Origin of the sequence: Pontibacter akesuensis (assembly GCF_001611675.1) — a bacterium.
Classification (GTDB): domain Bacteria; phylum Bacteroidota; class Bacteroidia; order Cytophagales; family Hymenobacteraceae; genus Pontibacter; species Pontibacter akesuensis.
Window position 1 is genome coordinate 4,186,047 of record NZ_CP014766.1, and the last position, 17,728, is coordinate 4,203,774.

A 17,728-nucleotide genomic window follows, 5' to 3' on the forward strand; every position below is an offset into this window, starting at 1 on the left:
AAGAAGTATAATAATTGTGATCATCATTAACCTAAAAAGCTATGAACAACGAAAGAAGAGATAACTATAGAAGAAGAGATGAGTACCAGCCTGACAGCGATGCCCGTTGGCTGCATGGCCATCACCAGGGGCAAAACTCCGACCGAGGAAACTATACTGTGGATTCCCATTTTAACCGGGGCTATGGCAATAATGCAAACAGTGCCTATGGCGATCCCGCTAGCTTCAACAGCAATGCAGACCAAAGCCAGATGTATCCACAGGGACGCTTTCAGGCAGGCGGAGCGCAATACAGTGGCCCCGATTATACTCAGGGCAACAACAGCGACAATCCCTACGGCATGACCTACGTGCCGAGAGACGATTATAATTCCAGCCGCCATTATGATGCGCGCGCCGATTATTCGAACAACGACTATGACAGTCCAAACCGTAAGAGCGGCTCAGACTACCGTTACGGAATGGCAGATGAGCGCTTTGGGCACGATGTCCGCCGCGGAAGCAACGATGGCAACTGGGATAGAAGCTCCCGGGGCGACTATGAGTCATACCGCCGCTACGAGCAGGGAAACCGCATGTACGACGATGATTACACAACCGGTTTCGCCGGGCGTAACTACTCTCGAAACGAGGTGCACTATGGTGAAGGAGCCCATTACAGTGAGATGGATAACTGGCAGAGCAACAGCAATCAGGATTATGAACGCTACATGCGAGAGCGCGACAGGCGCTAGTACTTCCATTTAACTTATTTTTAATAACCGCAGCATCGATGCACAGAAGGTGCTGCCCAAACTTAAAACCATGAGATACGACAGAGATAACTATAGCGATAGAGACAGGAACTACAGCCGTGAGGACAGAAGGGAGCGGAATGACCACCCGCGAAACTATTACAAAGCTGAGTATGGCCGTGATGCCGAAGGCTACCCACGCTACGAGCCCAACAGGAACAATGAATACAGGCAGGAGGGAAGGCACGTGGGAAACATGAACGATTCCTACAACCAGATGTATGATACATCAAACTACTCTAATCAGCCGCGTCCGGTAGAGTACGGCTTGCACCATGCCACAGACGACGATCTGGACCGGGTTGACTACTTCCCTTATGCGGAAGGCCCTTATGCAGGCAGGGAAAGGCACTACAGCTACAAAAAAGGCTACAATGCCAATTATGATAACCCTGAGGAGGGGGATCGATACCGCGATTTCGACAGCCGGGGCAACCACGGATTCCGTCACGACCCGGGTTATGGCGTGGAAGGTAATATGCACGAATTTGGAAACGACCACTTCGGAGACCGGGACCGCACGAGCAATAACAGGAACTACGGCTACTTTGGTGGCTATAACAGATAAAGCTGATGCACCTGAAACAATTTTGAGGAACAGGTGTAAAAGGAATCATATTTCCATCTGAAAAAGGCCGCGGCGTTAGCTGCGGCTTTTTTTATTTCTGTGGGTTTACTAGATCTGAGTGTGCAGAGCAGCTTTGGGAGGTTTGAAGTATGCACTTAATCTTCTGCTTCAGATAACACAGTGGCAAATGAAATACATTTATTAAGGACTTTACAATCAATTCAGTAGAATTTATAATATCTAGTAATGCATTAAGCTAACTACACTCAGGAAAGGCTATGGAAAAATTATACTAAGGCGCTGAACAACCAGGTCTTTGTGTCAGCTAAACATATTAAGACAGGCAATAAGAATACAGGCAGTGGAGTTGACATTCAGATAGATATGTCGTATGTTTACGTCATACAACATAGCCCTATTCATGACATTCACAAAAGCCACCGCATTTACCCAGGAACAGCAGGAGGTAGCACGAATTGCCAAAGTTCTGTCGCACCCGGCTCGTGTTGCCATTCTGCAGCACCTGGCAGAAACAAAGACGTGTATCTCTGGTGATATATCGAATGCGCTGCCTTTAAGCCGCACTACGGTTTCGCAGCACTTACAGGAGTTAAAGAACGCAGGACTTATCAAGGGGGAGATCAATGGCCTGACAGTGTGTTACTGCATTGATCAGGAGCAATACGACAAAGCCAGGCAGCTGCTCGAGGCAATGCTGCACAACATCAAAAGCACCTGCTGCGCCGATGGCTGCGGCTGCTAACATAAATAATTCAACCTTATACTTCACTATGGACAATCAAATATTTCCTCGTATGCACGTGAGCCTTTATGTGGCTGATCTAAATAAATCTGTCGCCTTTTATACTTCTTTCTTTGGTCAGGAACCGGCAAAGGTGAAGCCGAACTATGCCAAGTATGTCCTGTCCAGTCCGTCCCTCATTATTTCCTTTGTAGAAAACCCTGAGCGCGTGCAGCAGCACTTTGGCCACTTGGGCTTTCAGGTGGAGACGAAGGCAGAACTGGAGCAGCGGCTTGCTGTTGCCCGGCAATTGGATTTGGTGGCGAAAGAGGAGACAGGCACCGCCTGCTGCTATGCCGTGCAGGACAAGTTTTGGGTTAATGATCCGGACGGCGTGCAGTGGGAGGTGTACTATTTTCATGAGGATGCCGATTTCAATGATCCGCGCTACGAAGCAGCGGATGCCAGCGCTTGTTGCATGCCTCCGGTACAGGAGCAAAAGCCACTGGTGCAACTGGCTGATATCAGCATAATGAGTAGTAGCGAAGCATGTAGCACACCCGGTAGCGGCTGTTGCTAAGCAGTTGCATTCCTTTGGATAGTTACGGGGTTGTGTAGTTGGTTGATTATTAAATTGCTATCAGTCTTATGTTGTAGTTATACTTTATATATCCCTCATCATTTATTCAATTTTATCCACATGAAGATTGCCTTTTTCAGCGATGTACATGCGAATCTGCCGGCACTGGAGGCAGTGCTGCAGGACATAGGGGAGCAACAAGTGGAGGCCGTTTATTGCCTCGGCGACTTAGTCGGCTATAATGTATGGGCAAACGAGGTGGTAAACCTGATCCGGCAGCAGCGCATCCCAACTATTGCTGGTAATTACGACGAAGGTGTAGGCCTAAACAGTGATGACTGTGGCTGTGCCTACAAAACAGCGCAAGACAAGGAGCGGGGTGGTCAGTCCATCACTTACACAAATCAGATCATTTCTGATGACAACCGGCGCTACCTGCGCCACCTGCCGCGCCACATTCGGCTGGAGTATGCATTACAGCCGGGGGAGCGGCTAAGCATTTTGCTGGTACATGGAAGCCCTCGCAAAATAAACGAATACCTTTTTGAGGACAGGCCGGATAAAAGCCTCTTGCGCCTGCTAACGGATGCCGGAGCAGATATTATGCTCTTCGGGCACACACACAAGCCCTTCCACCGCCAGCTGGCTTATGAGGAGAACGGGAGCACCAAGTATAAGCATGCCATCAACTTGGGTTCTGTGGGCAAGCCCAAAGATGGTGACACCCGCGCGTGCTATGTGCTGCTGGAGTTGCATGAGAACAGTCGTGCTGCCGATGCGACAAGCATAGATGTAAAGTTCAGGCGCGCTTCCTACAACGTGGAAGCAGCGGCCTGCGCAGTAGAAGAAAGTCTGCTGCCTAATGAGTTTGCCGACATGCTCCGCAAAGCGTACTAAGAACCCTTGTCTCAGAACCAGTAATCAGAAAATATGACCAACTGTAACCCAACTTACAAGCGTAGCCGCCTTTCGTTCCTAGATCGCTTCCTGACGCTTTGGATCTTCTTGGCTATGGGCATTGGAGTAGCGCTCGGTTATGTGTTTCCTGAAGTGGAGGGCGTGATCAACAGCTTTCAGGTGGGGACCACAAACTTACCTATTGCCTTCGGTTTAATTTTGATGATGTACCCGCCGCTGGCCAAAGTGCGCTACGAGCAGTTGGGAAAAGTATTCCGGAATATAAAAGTGCTTTTGCTGTCGTTGGTGGTGAACTGGGTGGTGGGGCCGGTGCTGATGTTTTTGCTGGCAGTGCTCTTTCTGCACGATCACCCGGAGTATATGGTGGGCCTGATTCTGATCGGGTTGGCGCGCTGTATTGCCATGGTGATGGTATGGAATGAATTGGCAGAAGGCGACCGGGAGTACGCTGCCGGATTGGTAGCCATTAATAGCATATTTCAGGTGCTCTTTTACAGCCTGTTTGCATATGTCTTCATAACAGTGCTGCCTCCATACCTGGGCATTGCAGGCGTAGTGATCAGCGTCAGTATGGGGGAGGTGGCTGAAAGTGTAGCCATTTATTTAGGAATTCCTTTTGCGGCTGGGCTGTTGTCGCGCCTTGTGCTGCGCCCTTTGTTGGGCGATGCATGGTACGAGCGTAAATTCATTCCGGCTATCAGTCCTATTACACTCTTTGCGCTGCTTTTTACAATTGTGGTGATGTTCAGCCTGAAAGGGAATACAATCGTAAGTATACCTTTCGATGTGCTGCTGCTGGCGGTGCCGCTTTGCATCTATTTTGCAGTTATGTTTCTTGTAAGCTTTATGGCTGGCAAAATGGTAGGTGCGGATTATGCGCAAAATGCGGCAGTTTCCTTTACGGCGGCAGGTAATAATTTTGAACTAGCCATTGCTGTGTCCATAGGTGTGTTTGGCATCAGCTCAGGACAGGCCTTTGTGGGTGTAGTGGGACCGCTTGTGGAGGTGCCAGCACTCATCCTGTTGGTGAAGGTGGCACAGTGGCTGCGGGAGCGCTTCTATACCTCTGAAACGGACAGGGCCTTAGTTAGCAGATAAACCTTATAAGGTTTAAAGTAGCTTTCACGTGCCTAAAAGCTGACCCACACAAAATATATCACAGCCAAACCACAGCGTCCTTAGGTAGTAAGAAAATTATGCTTATACCTAGCTCTCATAAAGAGCTGTAGGTGAAGTTCACCCCTTGCTTATTTTTATAGAACGCTGTTATACAATAGCCTGTGGCGAAAGTGGTTGAGGGTTTGTTGAGGCTTCCTGTGATAAAGCTGGGGCTTCTTCCTTGCTGAATACGCGCGCAACCCAGCGCGGAAATTCCACCGCTCCAATCACCAGGTACAGGTAGTACGTGAGCAGGCGGTACAGCAGTATCACGATGGTTATAAAGCCCCCTCCGATGAACACGCCGAAGAAGGCGGGGAAGGCTATCTCGGCAAAGCCAGCGCCCCCAGGCGTAACAGACACAAAAAGCGCGATCTTGTAGATCAGGTTACGTGAAAAAATTACTAGGTGGTCCTGAAGGTTAAGGTGCGCAAAAGCGGCTATAAGGCAACCAATGATGGCGTAGCGTGCCGTCCATACAAAAATAGTGGAGACGCTGGCATGGATCCAGTAGATGGGCTTCTTCGTGAGCATGTGCTGCGAAGCGATCAGAAGTTCGTTGGCATGGCGAAACAAGGGTTCGCTCCAGCGGTGAAAAGGTTTCTGTCGGCCCAGCCACAACAGCAGGCGCTTTACGGCTTTTGGGTTGATGAACAAAGCGTAAAACATGGTACAGGCATACAGGGCGATCATCAGATAGGAGAGGAAGAACGCAATGCTGATCGTCTCGCGGAGGGTTTCGTTCAAGCTAACCATCTCTGGAAAAACCTGCCCGCTGGTAAAGAACAGCACCAGCGGCACCGCCAGCACAAAATACAGGTTATCCAGCATTGCCGTCACCATTACCTGCGCGATAGATTTGCCAAGCGTTATCTTTTCCTTAAAAAGGATGTATGCCGCGATCGTGGAGCCACCCACAACTGAAGGCAAGGCACAGGAGGCAAACTCCCACAGCATAATCACATTGAAGCTCTGTTTCCAGCTAAGCGCTTTATCGGTAACGAAGCGAATGCGGTAGATATACCCTAAGTCGCGCGCACAAAGAACCAACAGCGCCATCATCATCCAGAACGGACTTGCCTTCACAAGTGTCTGTAGTTGGCCTGGCTCATAGCTTTGGTACAGCATGTATGAGATTACACCCAAGCCCAGCAGCACGGGCAACACCAGGCGGCGGGCCGAGAATTTCTGCTGAAGTTGTTTCTGTGTTAGAGCCATAGCTGGGTAGATTTCAAAAATTAAGCCACAACGCAAGTTAATGTGGTAAGCCTGGGCCTGATTTTACTCAAAAGTTTTGTAGCGCGTATTTTTTGCCTGAAGTGGATTTACCCGCTTGCTTTAGTTGACACTACAGGAATAAAAGTAAGGGTATGCTCCCGCGATAGAAGGGCAAAGGCTAAGAAATCCCTAACAAATATAATTTTTTGCTATACTTGTAAGGTAAAAAATTAAGACATACCCGATTTTATGCCTTAATTTGATTATTGAAAAAAGTTAGACATATAGCTAAAACCCATTGTGCAGCAATGGGTTTTTCTTTTATCAACTATCAAGAATTTATGTGGAGGCTTTTCAAAAGTAGATAGAAGGGTGTCGCATTTGACATACTTGCAGCAACAGCCACTGCCATCAAAACAGGCACAGTGGCTGTTGCTGCAAGTATAGATTAGTTGTTGAAGGACCGTTTAGGAACAGATTCAGCCTCCTCCTGCTTTTCCTGCCCGTTTTGTACCATAAATAATGTTTGGGTAGGGTAGGCGAATTCGATGCCGTTTTGTTTGAACGCTTTGAAGATGGCCAGGTTTATACTTTGCTGGGTATCCATGTACACGGCGTAATCAGATGCCAGCACGTAGTATACCACCTCAAAGTTAAGGCTTGAGTCGCCGTAAGAGGCAAAGTGCGCCCGATCGAAGCGCGCCTGCTCCTGCGCCTCCACAATACTGCGCAGCAGGCCCGGAATTTCCTCTAACTGCTCCAGTGGGGTTTGGTAGATGATGCCGATCTTGAAGGAAATACGGCGCTGCTCCATCCGCTTGTAATTATGGATACGGGAATTTGTCAGATCGGAGTTGGAGAATATCAGCTGCTCTCCTGTAAGGCTTTTTACACGTGAGGTTTTAATGCCGATCTTGTCTACCACACCCGATTTGTCATCGATCGTGATAAAGTCACCGACCTCAAACGGCCTGTCAAAGAAAATAACGAAGTAGTTGAAAAGGTCGCCCAGAATGTTCTGTGCCGCCAGTGCCACGGCAATACCGCCAATGCCCAAACCCGCAACGACAGTGGTAACATCATATCCCAGGTTGTCGAGCAGCGTCAGCAGACCAATACCCCAGATAATGATGTTGACGATGAGCATGATGCCTCCTAGTTGCTTCACTTTCTCATCGCCGTTCTCCTGCCCGTGAATGTAAGCACGCAGCATCAGCAGGATTGTAGAGGAAACCATTCGGATTACCAGGATAGTCACAGCCACCGTTGTGGCAACCAGGATGATGTTGTTAACGCGGCCAGGAAGTTTCAGGTAGTCGAGGCCAAGGTAAACGACGCTTATGTAAAGCGCCGGTATTCCAAAACGGTATATGCTCTCTACCAGAAAATTGTCAATTCTGGTGTTTGTGCGCTGGGTGAGGCGGGCAATCCGGGTAAGTATGGAGTTTTTGAAAAAGCCGATCAGCACGAAGCCGAGCAGGACAAAGCCCAGTACGATCAGATAAGCTTGGACGGTGTTGTAGTAGTATACATTATCAAGAATTTCATTCATGAACCTGTGTTTTATTTTCTGGTATGTTCGATTTAGTAGCTGATTATACTTTTAAAGATGGAATTTAAAAGGAGGTAGAGACTGAGCATTACGCCTGATTTTATACGTCCCTTGCCTTAAAATTACTATAGAAATGGACGCAAAGCTAAATTATGCCCCTGTAATTGCAAAAACGGCACCTGCTTCTGGGAGCAGGTGCCGTTGCTATTTACTTTAACTCAAGTATGAGCGGCGACTTTTCGGGTAGTTCCAGCTCCGGTTTCTCAAGGTTAAAAACTTTCTCTGTCAGCACGTCAGTTCCTTGCTTAATTCCCTGCAACTGTGGGCTGAATTTTGCGAGTTCCAGGTTGTAAGGCGCTTCGTTTTTGTTCAGAATCACCATCATGCGCTTTCCATTTAGCTCCCTAAAGTAGACGTACACGCCTTTATAGGGTGCGTAGTGGGTAAGCTTACCTTTGTGAATCACGTCAGCGCCTTTGCGCCAGTTCAGGAGCTTTTTGGTCCACTGTTGCATTTCGGTTTGCGCAGGCTCCAGTCCCTTACCGGTAAAGGCGTTTGTTTTGTCTCCGGCCCAGCCACCAGGGAAATCAGTACGAATGATGCCATGGTCTCCTTTTTCAGTGTTGTGCATCAGAATCTCGGTGCCATAGTATAACTGCGGGATGCCACGGGTGGTTAGAACATAGGCTAAAGCCAGCTTCGTCAGGGCTGCATCCTGGTTCAGTTGCGTGTAGATGCGGTCCATGTCGTGGTTATCCGGGAACACCACCAGGTTAGTAGGGTCAGCGTAAACAAAGTCGTTTGCCAGCGTTGCGTAAAGCCCCAGCCAGCCCGTGTCCCATCCGCCTTCATCTGCATTCAGGGAGACCGAGAGCGCGCTCTGAATCGGGAAATCCATCAGGCTTGGCAGGTAAGAAGTATAGCCATTCGGGTTTTGCTTGCCGCGTTGCCAGTAGGCTACGATGGAGGGGTTTGTAGACCACTCTTCGCCCACCATGTTGAAGTTGGGATACTCTTCCATCACCCGGCGGGTCCACTCGCTCATGAAAGCGGGATCAGGGTAAGAATACGTATCCATTCGGATGCCACCTAAATCTGCATACTCCACCCACCAGATGGTATTCTGGATAAGGTAGTTGGCCATCAGCTTGTTTTCCTGGTTCAGGTCAGGCATGCTTTCTACAAACCAGCCCTCGGTGTGCATGCGGTAGTCATAGGCAGAGGCGTGCGGGTCCTGTATGGCTTCGCGCCGGTGGTTGGTGGTTTTGAAGGCATCCTGAAAGTTGAGCCAATCCTCAGTCGGTAGATCGTCCATCCACCAATGCTCTGAGCCGCAGTGGTTCAGGATCATGTCCATTACCAGCTTTATGCCACGGGCTTTGGCCTCCTTCGATAGGTGCACATACTCCTCGTTAGACCCGAAGCGGGGATCAACTTTGTAAAAGTCTGTGGTGGAATAGCCATGGTAGGAGTAGGAGGGTTGATCATTTTCCAGCACAGGGTTCAGCCAAAGCGCCGTAAAGCCCATCTCATCTATGTAACTGAGGTTGTTAAGCAGCCCTTTTATGTCCCCGCCGTGGCGGCCCCCGCGGTCCGTGCGGTTCAGCTTATCAACCATTCCTTTCATGGTATCGTTTTTCGGGTTGCCGTTGGCAAAGCGGTCCGGCGTTACCAGGTACAGCACATCCGAGTTGGTGAAACCTTCGCGCGAAGCGGAGTTGGCATCCCGTTGCTTTAACTCATAAGCATACCGTTGCACTACCTTATTGCCCTGCTTTAGTTGCAGGTTAAACTTACCCGGCTTGGCGTTCAGCAGGTTCAGATTCACGAAAAGGTAATTAGGGCTTTTAACTTTTATCACGTCTGTTATCTCCACTCCGGGGTGATTCAAGACGGGCTGCAGGCTGCCAATGTTGTTACCGTGGAGCAGCAGTTGCAGCTGCGTGTTTTTCATACCCGCCCACCAGAATGCGGGCTCCACACGCAGTTGCCCTTGCTGTGCAGCAGCAGCAAACGTGAGCAGTGAGAAGAAGAGGGAAAGGAGAAGTAACTTTTTTCGGTGCATAGGGCGTAGTTAAGTATAAAATGAATAGTACAAAGGCGCCGCGGCGCTATTAAATGTAATAGGCTTCCTGCGGCATTTTTATCCCTTTGCATCGCATGATATTTCAGCTAATACGGGTAAGGCGGGGAATTTTACCCATTCTTACAGATGAAGATAAATTGCCTTAAAAGGTGAAAGCCATGAAAGTAGAAAGCCGGTTTGTACGGGTGAGTGGCCTGCGCTTCCATGTAGTGGAAGTTGGGCCGGATACGGGGGAACCTGTGGTTTTGCTGCACGGATTCCCCGACGCCTGGTTTTCGTGGCAGGCGCAGTTTGATGCCTTGCGTGTAGCAGGTTTCAGAGCTATTGCCCCGGACCAGCGCGGCTATAACTTAAGCGATAAACCGAAAGGCATTCAAAACTACACAGTGGATAAGCTGGCGGCTGACGTGCTACGGCTTGCAGACGCACTGCGGCTGAACCATTTTAGCCTGGTCGGGCATGACTTTGGGGCAATGGTATGCTGGAAACTGGCGCTGGAGCACCCGGAAAGGGTAAAGCGCATGGTAATCTCTAACGTGCCGCACCCGATGGTGATGCACAATTTCTTGCGGTCAAGCCTCAGGCAGATGCAGAAAAGCAGTTATATAGGCTTTTTTCAGCTGCCTCTCTTACCGGAAAAGGTGTTAAGGCTCGGCAACTGGCAACTACTCCGCCAACAACTCTCTAGCGGGCTTACAAAGGCGCAGGTACAGCAGTACCTACAGGCTTGGGAGCAACCGGGAGCCATCAACAGCATGCTAAACTGGTACAGGGCGTTTCGTTATAATCCGGGAAGTCCAGAAAACAACCTGGTGCACGTGCCGACGCGAATAATATGGGGCAAGAAAGATCCTTACCTGCTCCACGAAATGGCTGAAGCAAGTATGAAGTACGTTATGCTTGGAGACCTCCGTATGTTAACGGAAGCGGGACATTGGGTGCAACATGATGCGCCAGACAAGTATAACTCCTTGCTGCTTGAGCACCTCATCAAGCCATAAAAGCTGGAAATTAATTGTAAGCAGAGTAGCGCCTTTATCAAACCAGAGTATGAGGCCTTTGGATGGTAGTTTCTCTTACTTTAAAATCACCCCATCGGCTACAAAGCGCAGTTCCTCTTTTGGGGCTGTGATGGCAGCAATTTCGGAGGCTGATTTACCTGCATCTTCGGCAAAGTGGCGTTGGTCTTCAACTGAAACCATCTCGCGCTTGGCCGTACCGGTAAATATTACCTGCCGCCCCTCTAAATTCTCAACGGGAAGAAAGAAGCCGTAATCGCGGAAGGTAACCTTCATCTGCCTGTTGTCCGCCAGCTTTACATCCATCCAGCAGCCCTTTGCCTGGCAACTCTCCACTACTTCGGCTGCCACAGTTGCCTGCAGCGAATCCTTTCCTGCCACTGCTTCGGCTAAGGCCGCAGCCGGAAGCACTTCCGCCTCGGAGACAGTAGTACCATAGGTGGTGCCTTTTGCAGCAGGTTGCTGTGCCACTGCCTCAGGGGCTGTCGTGTCGGGCTTCGATTTATTGCACGCGAATAAACTAGCGGCGATAAGCAGGGGAAAAGCAATTTTCTTCATGAAGAATAAAATGTATAAGCAGAGCAAAAATAAATATTGCTTTCACATTACCAATAAGTTTCAGGTTAATGTTGCTTTTTATCTTGTTTGCAGGTCAACCCATTGGGCGTTCTCAATGGAAATCAAAATTCTACCCGTAAGCAAAGGCAGGTACTCCACTGGGATTGATCCCTGAAAATTGTCCAGCATCAGGTCAAAATTCGTTGAGAAGTAGATAGTGTTTTCCTTGCGGTTGATTGCTACCGGAATTCGTGTCTCGTTATTTACTCCCTGCAGTTGGATGGAGGCAGTGTAATCCTGTACAGAGGCAGCCGCCCGCACTAATTCCAAGGTTTGGTCCGGCATATGGATGTTGATGAGAAGTTGTGGGTACTTGGCACCGAACAGCGTGTGGTACGCCATGGCGGGCGGAACAGAGTCGTTGAGTGGGAGCAGGCTGGCAACAGGCAAAATAAGCTCGAGTTGCTGTGAGTTCTTATTATGGCGAACCAGTAACTGCTGCGAGCCATACTCATAGCGCGACAGCGGTCCCTCCAGCGCCACCATGATGCTGTTGCTTCCAGTATACGCCCCCCTGTCTGTCTGCGCAAATGCCGTGGAGCCCGTAACCCCTAAGCATAGCAGGAGAAGAAAACAAGAATAGGCATAAATGGATTTTAAGACGTTGTTCATGTTCTTCTTTAACGCAGATTCACAGCGAAGGGTAGGCATGGGGCGGCAAATATTACTTGTTGCTGAAAAGCCCTGGCAGGTGCAACAATAGCAGCGCTTGAACTGTTGTATGGTGAGTGGCAAAAAAGGCCAAATTAACAGGTTAATTGCAAAACTATAACGTACAGGCTTAGGTATAAATACAAGATACTGAGGCTAAGTGTAGTGAGGGCGGATGGCATGCACAAGCCCACAGGTAAAAGGAGCAGAGGATGGACCAGGATAAGAAAAACAAAGTTAATTCAGCGCAACGGTCAGCTTTCAGGCAGATTGAGAAGATGCACCCTATCAAGATGCTGCTGTACCTGAGTATGCTGGGTATAGGTGTCTTATTTTTTATATTGACAGTTGCCTTCGCCCGTACAGGCGGTTTCTCTGGAGAGCAATTTGAGTTACCGAAATTCTTTAGCGTCAGCACCATCCTTTTACTTTTCAGCAGTTATACCATGTCTAAGGTACCGGGCTTTTACAAGCGCGAAAAACTGAAGAAAATGTCCCGTTATTTGGGGTTCACACTATTCTTAAGCGTTTTGTTTGTGGGGGCACAATTGCTGGGGTGGAATGAGATGTCACGCTCCGGTATTTATTTTACGGGTAAGGCATCAGGCACGTACCTCTACCTTATCTCTGCCCTGCACATTTTGCACCTGATAGGAGGCGTTATTTTCCTCTCGTTTATGCTGTTTAAAACGATCTATGTAAACTCTGATGGGGTACGCAGCCTTATCTTCATCCGCGACCCCTTCCGCCACCTGCAACTCTCGATGCTGAACAGCTATTGGCATTTCATGGATTTCCTTTGGCTCGGCTTATACCTGGCTTTCCTGTTTATCGCCTAGAAAAAAACTCTCAAGTATAAAGCAGAAGCCCGTGCATCATTTAATGCACGGGCTTCTGCTTTATACTTGGCAAACTACCGAACCAACGTGACGCTTCCCTTATAGGAGGTGGTGCCGTAGTCAATCAGGTAAAAGTAAACACCGTCGTTTACGCCTTTTCCATCCCATTTAAAATCGCTGGAGATGCTGCTGTATACTTCTTTGCCCCAGCGGTTAAAAACCCGGATGCTTGTGAATGTGGCAGAACAGAATTCTGATGGCAGCTCAGGCACCTCGAAGTAATCGTTTAAGCCATCGTTATTCGGCGTGAATATATTGGCTGGAATATAATCCGCTACTTTCGGAGCTTCCACTTTAAAGTCCATGGTGATCTGCTGAGGATTAGGGTCGCAGGCATCTTCCTGGAGTATAAAGTTTACCCGAAGCATTTCCTGCTCTGTGGCCGGGCAGTTGGCCAACCACGTAAATTTACCATTCGCCTTGCCTGTTCCATTTATACTTGTAAACACCATTCCGTAATCTGCCAGGTTGAACCCATCGCCAACAGCTGTGATGATAAGGTTATTTGCGTCAATGTCCAATCCTTCAAAATTCGCCTCAAAGGCTTCGTTCAACTTCAGCGCAAAGGTGTTTACGTTCTTATCTGAGGCCAGAGTAGGTGCGTTATTAGGAGCTTTGATGACAAACTCAAGTGTCAGGGTCTGGTTAGCAGCCGCGTCACAGGCATCTTCCTGCAAGTTGAAATCAACCTTCAGGTTTCCTTTCCCGACAGCTTCGCAAGTTGGAGTCCAGGTGAAGACGCTTGCCACTTCGCCAACACCGTTCGTAACCGGGAAGTCCATGCCATAGGCTGCAAGTTCAAAGCCCTGGCCAGCGGCTGACAGCGATAGCCTGTCGAGGTCTATGTCCCTTCCGAAAATGCTGGCATCAAAGGGCTTGCCCACCTCCAGTTCAATTACTTTTGTAACCTGGTCGGTGCCAATAGTAGGCTTGTTGTTGTTGGATATGGTTCGTACTTCAATCGACTCTGTGCGCACCTTCTCTTTCCCACAGACAGTTGAGCGTACTTCAAAGTCCAGCAGGTAAGATTCCTGTTTAAGGGTTTCGCAGGTGACGTTCCATACGAAAGGAGAGGAAACCCGCCCTTCGGCAGTCTTGTTCGTAAACTGAATTCCCTCTGCTCCGACAGTGAAGTTTTTCGGCAGCAGGCTCAGGGAGACTATATCGTTGTCAGGATCTATTCCCAAAACATCAAAATTAAGCTGGTCTCCCTCGCGCACCTCGAATACCCGCCGGTTAGTGGAAAGCGAAAGTGTGGGAGGGGCATCGGGTAGGGGTTCCACTATAAAGCTTACCCGCACCGTATCCTGCCTGGGAAGGCTGCAACCGTCGTCCTTCACGATGAGGTCCATGAGGTATACTTTGCCCTCGGTGTCGAAGCATTCGTTAAAACACAAGGTGGCTCTTAACGTGTCGGATGCTGCACCTTGGTTTATGGTGCCGCTTGTGAGGCCCTGGAAAGAATAGTCTGAGCTAGAGAAATTAACAGGGCGGGCACGCAGTTCGATGTACTCACTCCTGTCCGGGTCAGTGAAAAGGACGCTAAGGCAGCGGCTCGCATCGGTTGAGTTGATGCGCAGGATGTCGCCTTCCCTGTAAAAGCCTTTCTTGCTTTGCTCTTTCGCCAGCACCTTTGGCGAGTCGTTTGTCGGGCAATCGAGTACCAGTACCTGGAAGTCACGGCGAATCTCACCTATTTTCACTTTGTTGCGATACTCCTGTACCCGCACACCGAAAACAAAAAGACCTTTCTGTGCGGGTCGCATGGTAAGCAGACCCGTCTTTACATCTATACTGATGGGTGGCGAACCATTTATCTGATTGCTTACACCATAGCCCGGTAACCAGCGGATTGGAGCGTAAGGAGCCGGGTTTGGCTGCTGCGTGTAAATCGGAGGGTAAACCTGTGTGTTATAGTATGCAGGCTGGGTCGACTGAATGTAACCGTTGAGCGGAGTCACCATGTCGTATACCAGGGAATCACCGTCCGGGTCAGTGGCATCCAACTCCACATAAAATAGCTCGCCCACACAGGCATAATCGCTTAAAGGGGGAAGCAGCGTAGGAGAGGAGTTTTCGTAGAACTCGCCGTTTCTGGTAACCGGAGGGAACTCCATGTAAAAGGTCTGGGCGGCTCCCTCAGGATTTTCAATGTTGTTGATGGTACGGTTACGGCAGCACCTTTCCCACACTACGTAATATCCCTCCGGCTCATTATAGATAGAGGGAGCCAGGTAAATTTCTTTGTCATACACCAGTTTATCAGTTCGCAGCTCACCAACGGTACAGTCAATATTAGTGTAGGGAACCCTGGTCACCTTGTTCAGGAACATATCCTGTCTGGAAATCAGGCGGTTGGTGGCTTTGCTAAAGATGTTGACAGACACGTAATTGTCACGGGCACCCGCGCTGCCGTTTACCACGTCGAAATACAGGTTAAGGGTAAGTTTATAGTTATACCCTGTTGTGTGCTGCATCTCAAACTCGCCGCCCACAATGTGTGTCGCTCTGGCGCTGAGGGCAACGCAGCACATAAAAATTAGGAGGAGTAAGAAGTGCTTCATAGGCTAGGGCTGCTGAGTGGGAATATTCTGAGCTAAATCTAGCTTAAAAACAGCAGATTTAAAACTAAAAGGCTCCGTATGCGACCCTATTTATACTTCCTGATGAAATTATTTCTTTGATTGATGCGAATTACGGTTATGCCACTGCTCCCAAGGCTGTAGTACTTTCTCCAGCAGCTCTTCAAAAGGGAGTGGAGTTGAGAAATAGGCGTCGTTGTAGCTGTTTGCCACAAACCGGATGTACCCCGGGTGCTTGTTGACTTTAATGTAGTCGATCAGCACATTGCCGTAAAGCTGGTTGCAAACGCTGGTGCCGGGAATATCAGATGCTGGGGGAGTAAGCAGGTGCTTTTCCACCTGTTCTGTATAGCGCTCGTGCCGTACCTCCAACTTGTCGCAGCTATGCAGGGTATAGCCACATTGCAGCACGCGGTCTTTCAGCAGATCAAACAAAAAGCTGAAGTTATCGGCGCCAATACTGGGGTCATAGAAAAAGACAGCCCCACGTAGGTTTTCCTGCTGAATCAACTGTACCCGTTGCGGGGCAGGCAGCGAGGCTTTCTGGTAGTGGTAGGCCTTGAACAACGGCCCTGTCCATTGCAGGTATTCCTGCGCCTCTACCCACACCGCATAGTCAGCCGCATACTTGCCTGAACGGCTAAGTTGGCTGCAGGTAGGGGCTTTCCCGGTTAAACCCAACAAACGTTGAAAAAAATCGTTAAATGGCATCTGATAATTTACCCTTAAAACACTTGTCGCAGTAAATAGTTTATTCTATACTTTCAGCCATTTAGCTGATCTGACCCTAAAATTACTAAACAATCATAAACCCGGAAAACAAGTTGACAAATGCCAGCGGCGTGCTGTGTTGTGGGGCTGCTACTGCTGCCGATGTGGCCATGGCTGGCTTAATGATCGAAGAACTATGGAAATGCTGACTCAAGAACTAGAAACCAAGAAGCGGCTGCTTCAGGAGTGCACCAAAATTCTTAGTGCACAGATGCAGGCAGCCAAAGATGCGATGGACGAGGCCCAACGCAGCGCAAATGAGCACCAGGGGGCAATGGAAGATAAGTTTGAATCGTTCCGGGAAAACTGCCAAATACAGCGCGACATGTATGCACGGCAATTGGATGAACTGATTACCACACAAAGCATCTTGCGCCGTGTAAATGCTACCAAGCTTAACCATGAGGTATCATTAGGGGCCGTTGTTTTTACTGAGTCACAGAAATTTTTTATTGGAGTGAGCCTGGGGGAGATCAAATTGGATGGGGAGTCCTATTTCGCCATATCCGGGAAGTCTCCTTTGTTCAAGGCCATGGAAGGAAAAGCGGCCGGAGAAAGTTTTTCTTTCAGAGAAAAAAACATTAAGATTTCACAGATTTTCTAAAAACCAAAACAAAAAAGCCGCTTATGCGGTTGAAGCATATGTAAAGGGTTATTAAAAAAGGGTTAGCCAGTTTGGCTAACCCTTTTTCTTTGCGGCTATTCTTACTATTTCACGCGCGTCCAGGTTTGGGAGCGGCCAATAAGCGATATGCCTATATATCCTTTCACTTCCATTTTGTCTTTGCCGAGCATCTTCATATAGGCAGAGTACGTTTTGCCGCTCTCCGGATCGTAAATCGTGCCATCGTCCCACTTATTGCCGCCTTCATATTCAAAGCCCTTCAAAAACTCCAGCCCGACAAGCGGCCGGCTCTGCAATTTTTTTTCCGGGTTGTTTTCATCCAGCTTGGGCTTTCCGTTGCGCAAAGGCTCCTTCAGGGTTACAAGCTTACCACAGAGTTTATCGCCGCACTGGTAGATTTCAAACCGCGCTTTGCCTTCCTCGTTCGTCCAGATGCCAAGAGGCGACAATTTCTGAGCCCATGCGCTGGAAGCGAACAGCATGAGCACTACAAGTGTTAAGAGATGCTTTTTCATGTGATGGAAATGGTTAGTTGTTTTTAAGCAATGTAATATAAAGAATATATTTCAATGGCTTGCAATATCTGTTCCAGCTTATGTTTTTTTAGAATTTCGCTAAAAATTATTTAGTATCAGTACAATTACCAGGGCAGGGGTGGAGGCTGATTTCCTATGGATTTAAGATTCAGCTGATTATGCTGAATACCTTTTGTGATTGGTGTAGTGGAGCCTGGAGTAGGAATTAGTGCAAAAATAAACAGCCAAACCTTGTGAACTTTTAGCCGTTCTTTTATCTTTATAGAACAAGTATAGTGGCGAGTGCCACGGGCTTTGTGCCAAAACCTAAGTATAACTGGTTCGCAGCACAAGGTTTATGTAGGATCAAAGAGAAAGGAGGTGCCATGTCTAATCCATCGGTCGTCTTAGTAAGCCTAGGTAATAATGTTC

Annotated in this window: 17 protein-coding genes; 9 read left to right on the forward strand and 8 right to left on the reverse strand. The window is 48.6% G+C overall.

The annotated features are described in order from the left end of the window. The first annotated feature begins 41 nt into the window (after nt 1–41). The 6 genes from A0W33_RS17695 (at nt 42) to arsB (ending at nt 4,700) form a co-directional block, all read left to right on the forward strand. Complete coding sequence (locus tag A0W33_RS17695; protein ID WP_068839429.1) at nt 42–734, forward strand: hypothetical protein; 693 nt, start codon at nt 42–44, stop codon at nt 732–734. 70 nt (nt 735–804) lie between these two features. Then, a complete protein-coding gene (locus tag A0W33_RS17700) occupies nt 805–1,362 on the forward strand; it encodes a hypothetical protein (RefSeq protein ID WP_071890975.1) in 558 nt (185 codons plus the stop codon). Between the two features lie 421 nt (nt 1,363–1,783). Beyond that, nucleotides 1,784–2,125 (forward strand): ArsR/SmtB family transcription factor, encoded by a 342-nt coding sequence (locus A0W33_RS17705; RefSeq protein WP_068839431.1) that lies wholly within the window; start codon nt 1,784–1,786, stop codon nt 2,123–2,125. Between the two features lie 28 nt (nt 2,126–2,153). Further along, nucleotides 2,154–2,684, forward strand: coding sequence for an ArsI/CadI family heavy metal resistance metalloenzyme (locus A0W33_RS17710; protein WP_172798136.1), 531 nt, complete (start codon nt 2,154–2,156; stop codon nt 2,682–2,684). Nucleotides 2,685–2,804: 120 nt separating this feature from the next. Beyond that, nucleotides 2,805–3,581 (forward strand): metallophosphoesterase family protein, encoded by a 777-nt coding sequence (locus tag A0W33_RS17715; protein ID WP_068839433.1) that lies wholly within the window; start codon nt 2,805–2,807, stop codon nt 3,579–3,581. 33 nt (nt 3,582–3,614) lie between these two features. Continuing rightward, the gene (gene arsB, locus A0W33_RS17720; RefSeq protein WP_068839434.1) at nt 3,615–4,700 is read left to right on the forward strand and encodes an ACR3 family arsenite efflux transporter; all 1,086 of its coding nucleotides are present in this window, start codon (nt 3,615–3,617) and stop codon (nt 4,698–4,700) included. Nucleotides 4,701–4,868: 168 nt separating this feature from the next. Here the strand turns inward: arsB and A0W33_RS17725 are convergent, their stop codons facing one another. The 3 genes from A0W33_RS17725 to A0W33_RS17735 form a co-directional block, all read right to left on the reverse strand. Beyond that, nucleotides 4,869–5,978: a lysylphosphatidylglycerol synthase transmembrane domain-containing protein gene (locus A0W33_RS17725; protein ID WP_068839435.1), complete on the reverse strand. Its 1,110-nt coding sequence runs from the start codon at nt 5,976–5,978 to the stop codon at nt 4,869–4,871. A 448-nt stretch (nt 5,979–6,426) separates the two neighbouring features. Continuing rightward, nucleotides 6,427–7,530, reverse strand: coding sequence for a mechanosensitive ion channel family protein (locus tag A0W33_RS17730; RefSeq protein ID WP_068839436.1), 1,104 nt, complete (start codon nt 7,528–7,530; stop codon nt 6,427–6,429). Nucleotides 7,531–7,738: 208 nt separating this feature from the next. Continuing rightward, entirely contained in the window at nt 7,739–9,595 is a 1,857-nt protein-coding gene (locus A0W33_RS17735) for a glycoside hydrolase family 13 protein (protein WP_068839437.1), read from the reverse strand. Nucleotides 9,596–9,774: 179 nt separating this feature from the next. Here A0W33_RS17735 and A0W33_RS17740 point away from each other — a divergent pair, with 179 nt between their 5' ends. Further along, entirely contained in the window at nt 9,775–10,617 is an 843-nt protein-coding gene (locus A0W33_RS17740; RefSeq protein WP_068839438.1) for an alpha/beta fold hydrolase, read from the forward strand. 75 nt (nt 10,618–10,692) lie between these two features. On the opposite strand, the gene A0W33_RS17745 is transcribed toward A0W33_RS17740, so the two are convergent. Beyond that, on the reverse strand, nt 10,693–11,193 hold the full coding sequence (locus tag A0W33_RS17745) for a DUF4920 domain-containing protein (protein WP_068839439.1): 501 nt from the start codon (nt 11,191–11,193) through the stop codon (nt 10,693–10,695). Between the two features lie 78 nt (nt 11,194–11,271). After that, complete coding sequence (locus A0W33_RS17750) at nt 11,272–11,865, reverse strand: hypothetical protein (protein ID WP_139237076.1); 594 nt, start codon at nt 11,863–11,865, stop codon at nt 11,272–11,274. 251 nt (nt 11,866–12,116) lie between these two features. On the opposite strand from A0W33_RS17750, the gene A0W33_RS17755 reads away from it, so the two are divergent. Next, nucleotides 12,117–12,743 (forward strand): cytochrome c oxidase subunit 3, encoded by a 627-nt coding sequence (locus A0W33_RS17755; RefSeq protein ID WP_068839441.1) that lies wholly within the window; start codon nt 12,117–12,119, stop codon nt 12,741–12,743. A 74-nt stretch (nt 12,744–12,817) separates the two neighbouring features. On the opposite strand, the gene A0W33_RS17760 is transcribed toward A0W33_RS17755, so the two are convergent. Together A0W33_RS17760 and A0W33_RS17765 are read right to left on the reverse strand one after the other, a co-directional pair. Next, the gene (locus A0W33_RS17760; RefSeq protein ID WP_068839442.1) at nt 12,818–15,367 is read right to left on the reverse strand and encodes a gliding motility-associated C-terminal domain-containing protein; all 2,550 of its coding nucleotides are present in this window, start codon (nt 15,365–15,367) and stop codon (nt 12,818–12,820) included. Nucleotides 15,368–15,475: 108 nt separating this feature from the next. After that, nucleotides 15,476–16,096: a hypothetical protein gene (locus tag A0W33_RS17765; protein WP_068839443.1), complete on the reverse strand. Its 621-nt coding sequence runs from the start codon at nt 16,094–16,096 to the stop codon at nt 15,476–15,478. 196 nt (nt 16,097–16,292) lie between these two features. Between A0W33_RS17765 and A0W33_RS17770 the strand changes: the two genes are divergently transcribed. Beyond that, the gene (locus tag A0W33_RS17770; protein WP_068839444.1) at nt 16,293–16,760 is read left to right on the forward strand and encodes a hypothetical protein; all 468 of its coding nucleotides are present in this window, start codon (nt 16,293–16,295) and stop codon (nt 16,758–16,760) included. Between the two features lie 104 nt (nt 16,761–16,864). Here the strand turns inward: A0W33_RS17770 and A0W33_RS17775 are convergent, their stop codons facing one another. After that, nucleotides 16,865–17,296, reverse strand: a complete 432-nt coding sequence (locus A0W33_RS17775; protein WP_068839445.1) for a DUF2147 domain-containing protein — start codon at nt 17,294–17,296, stop codon at nt 16,865–16,867. Nucleotides 17,297–17,728 lie beyond the last annotated feature (432 nt).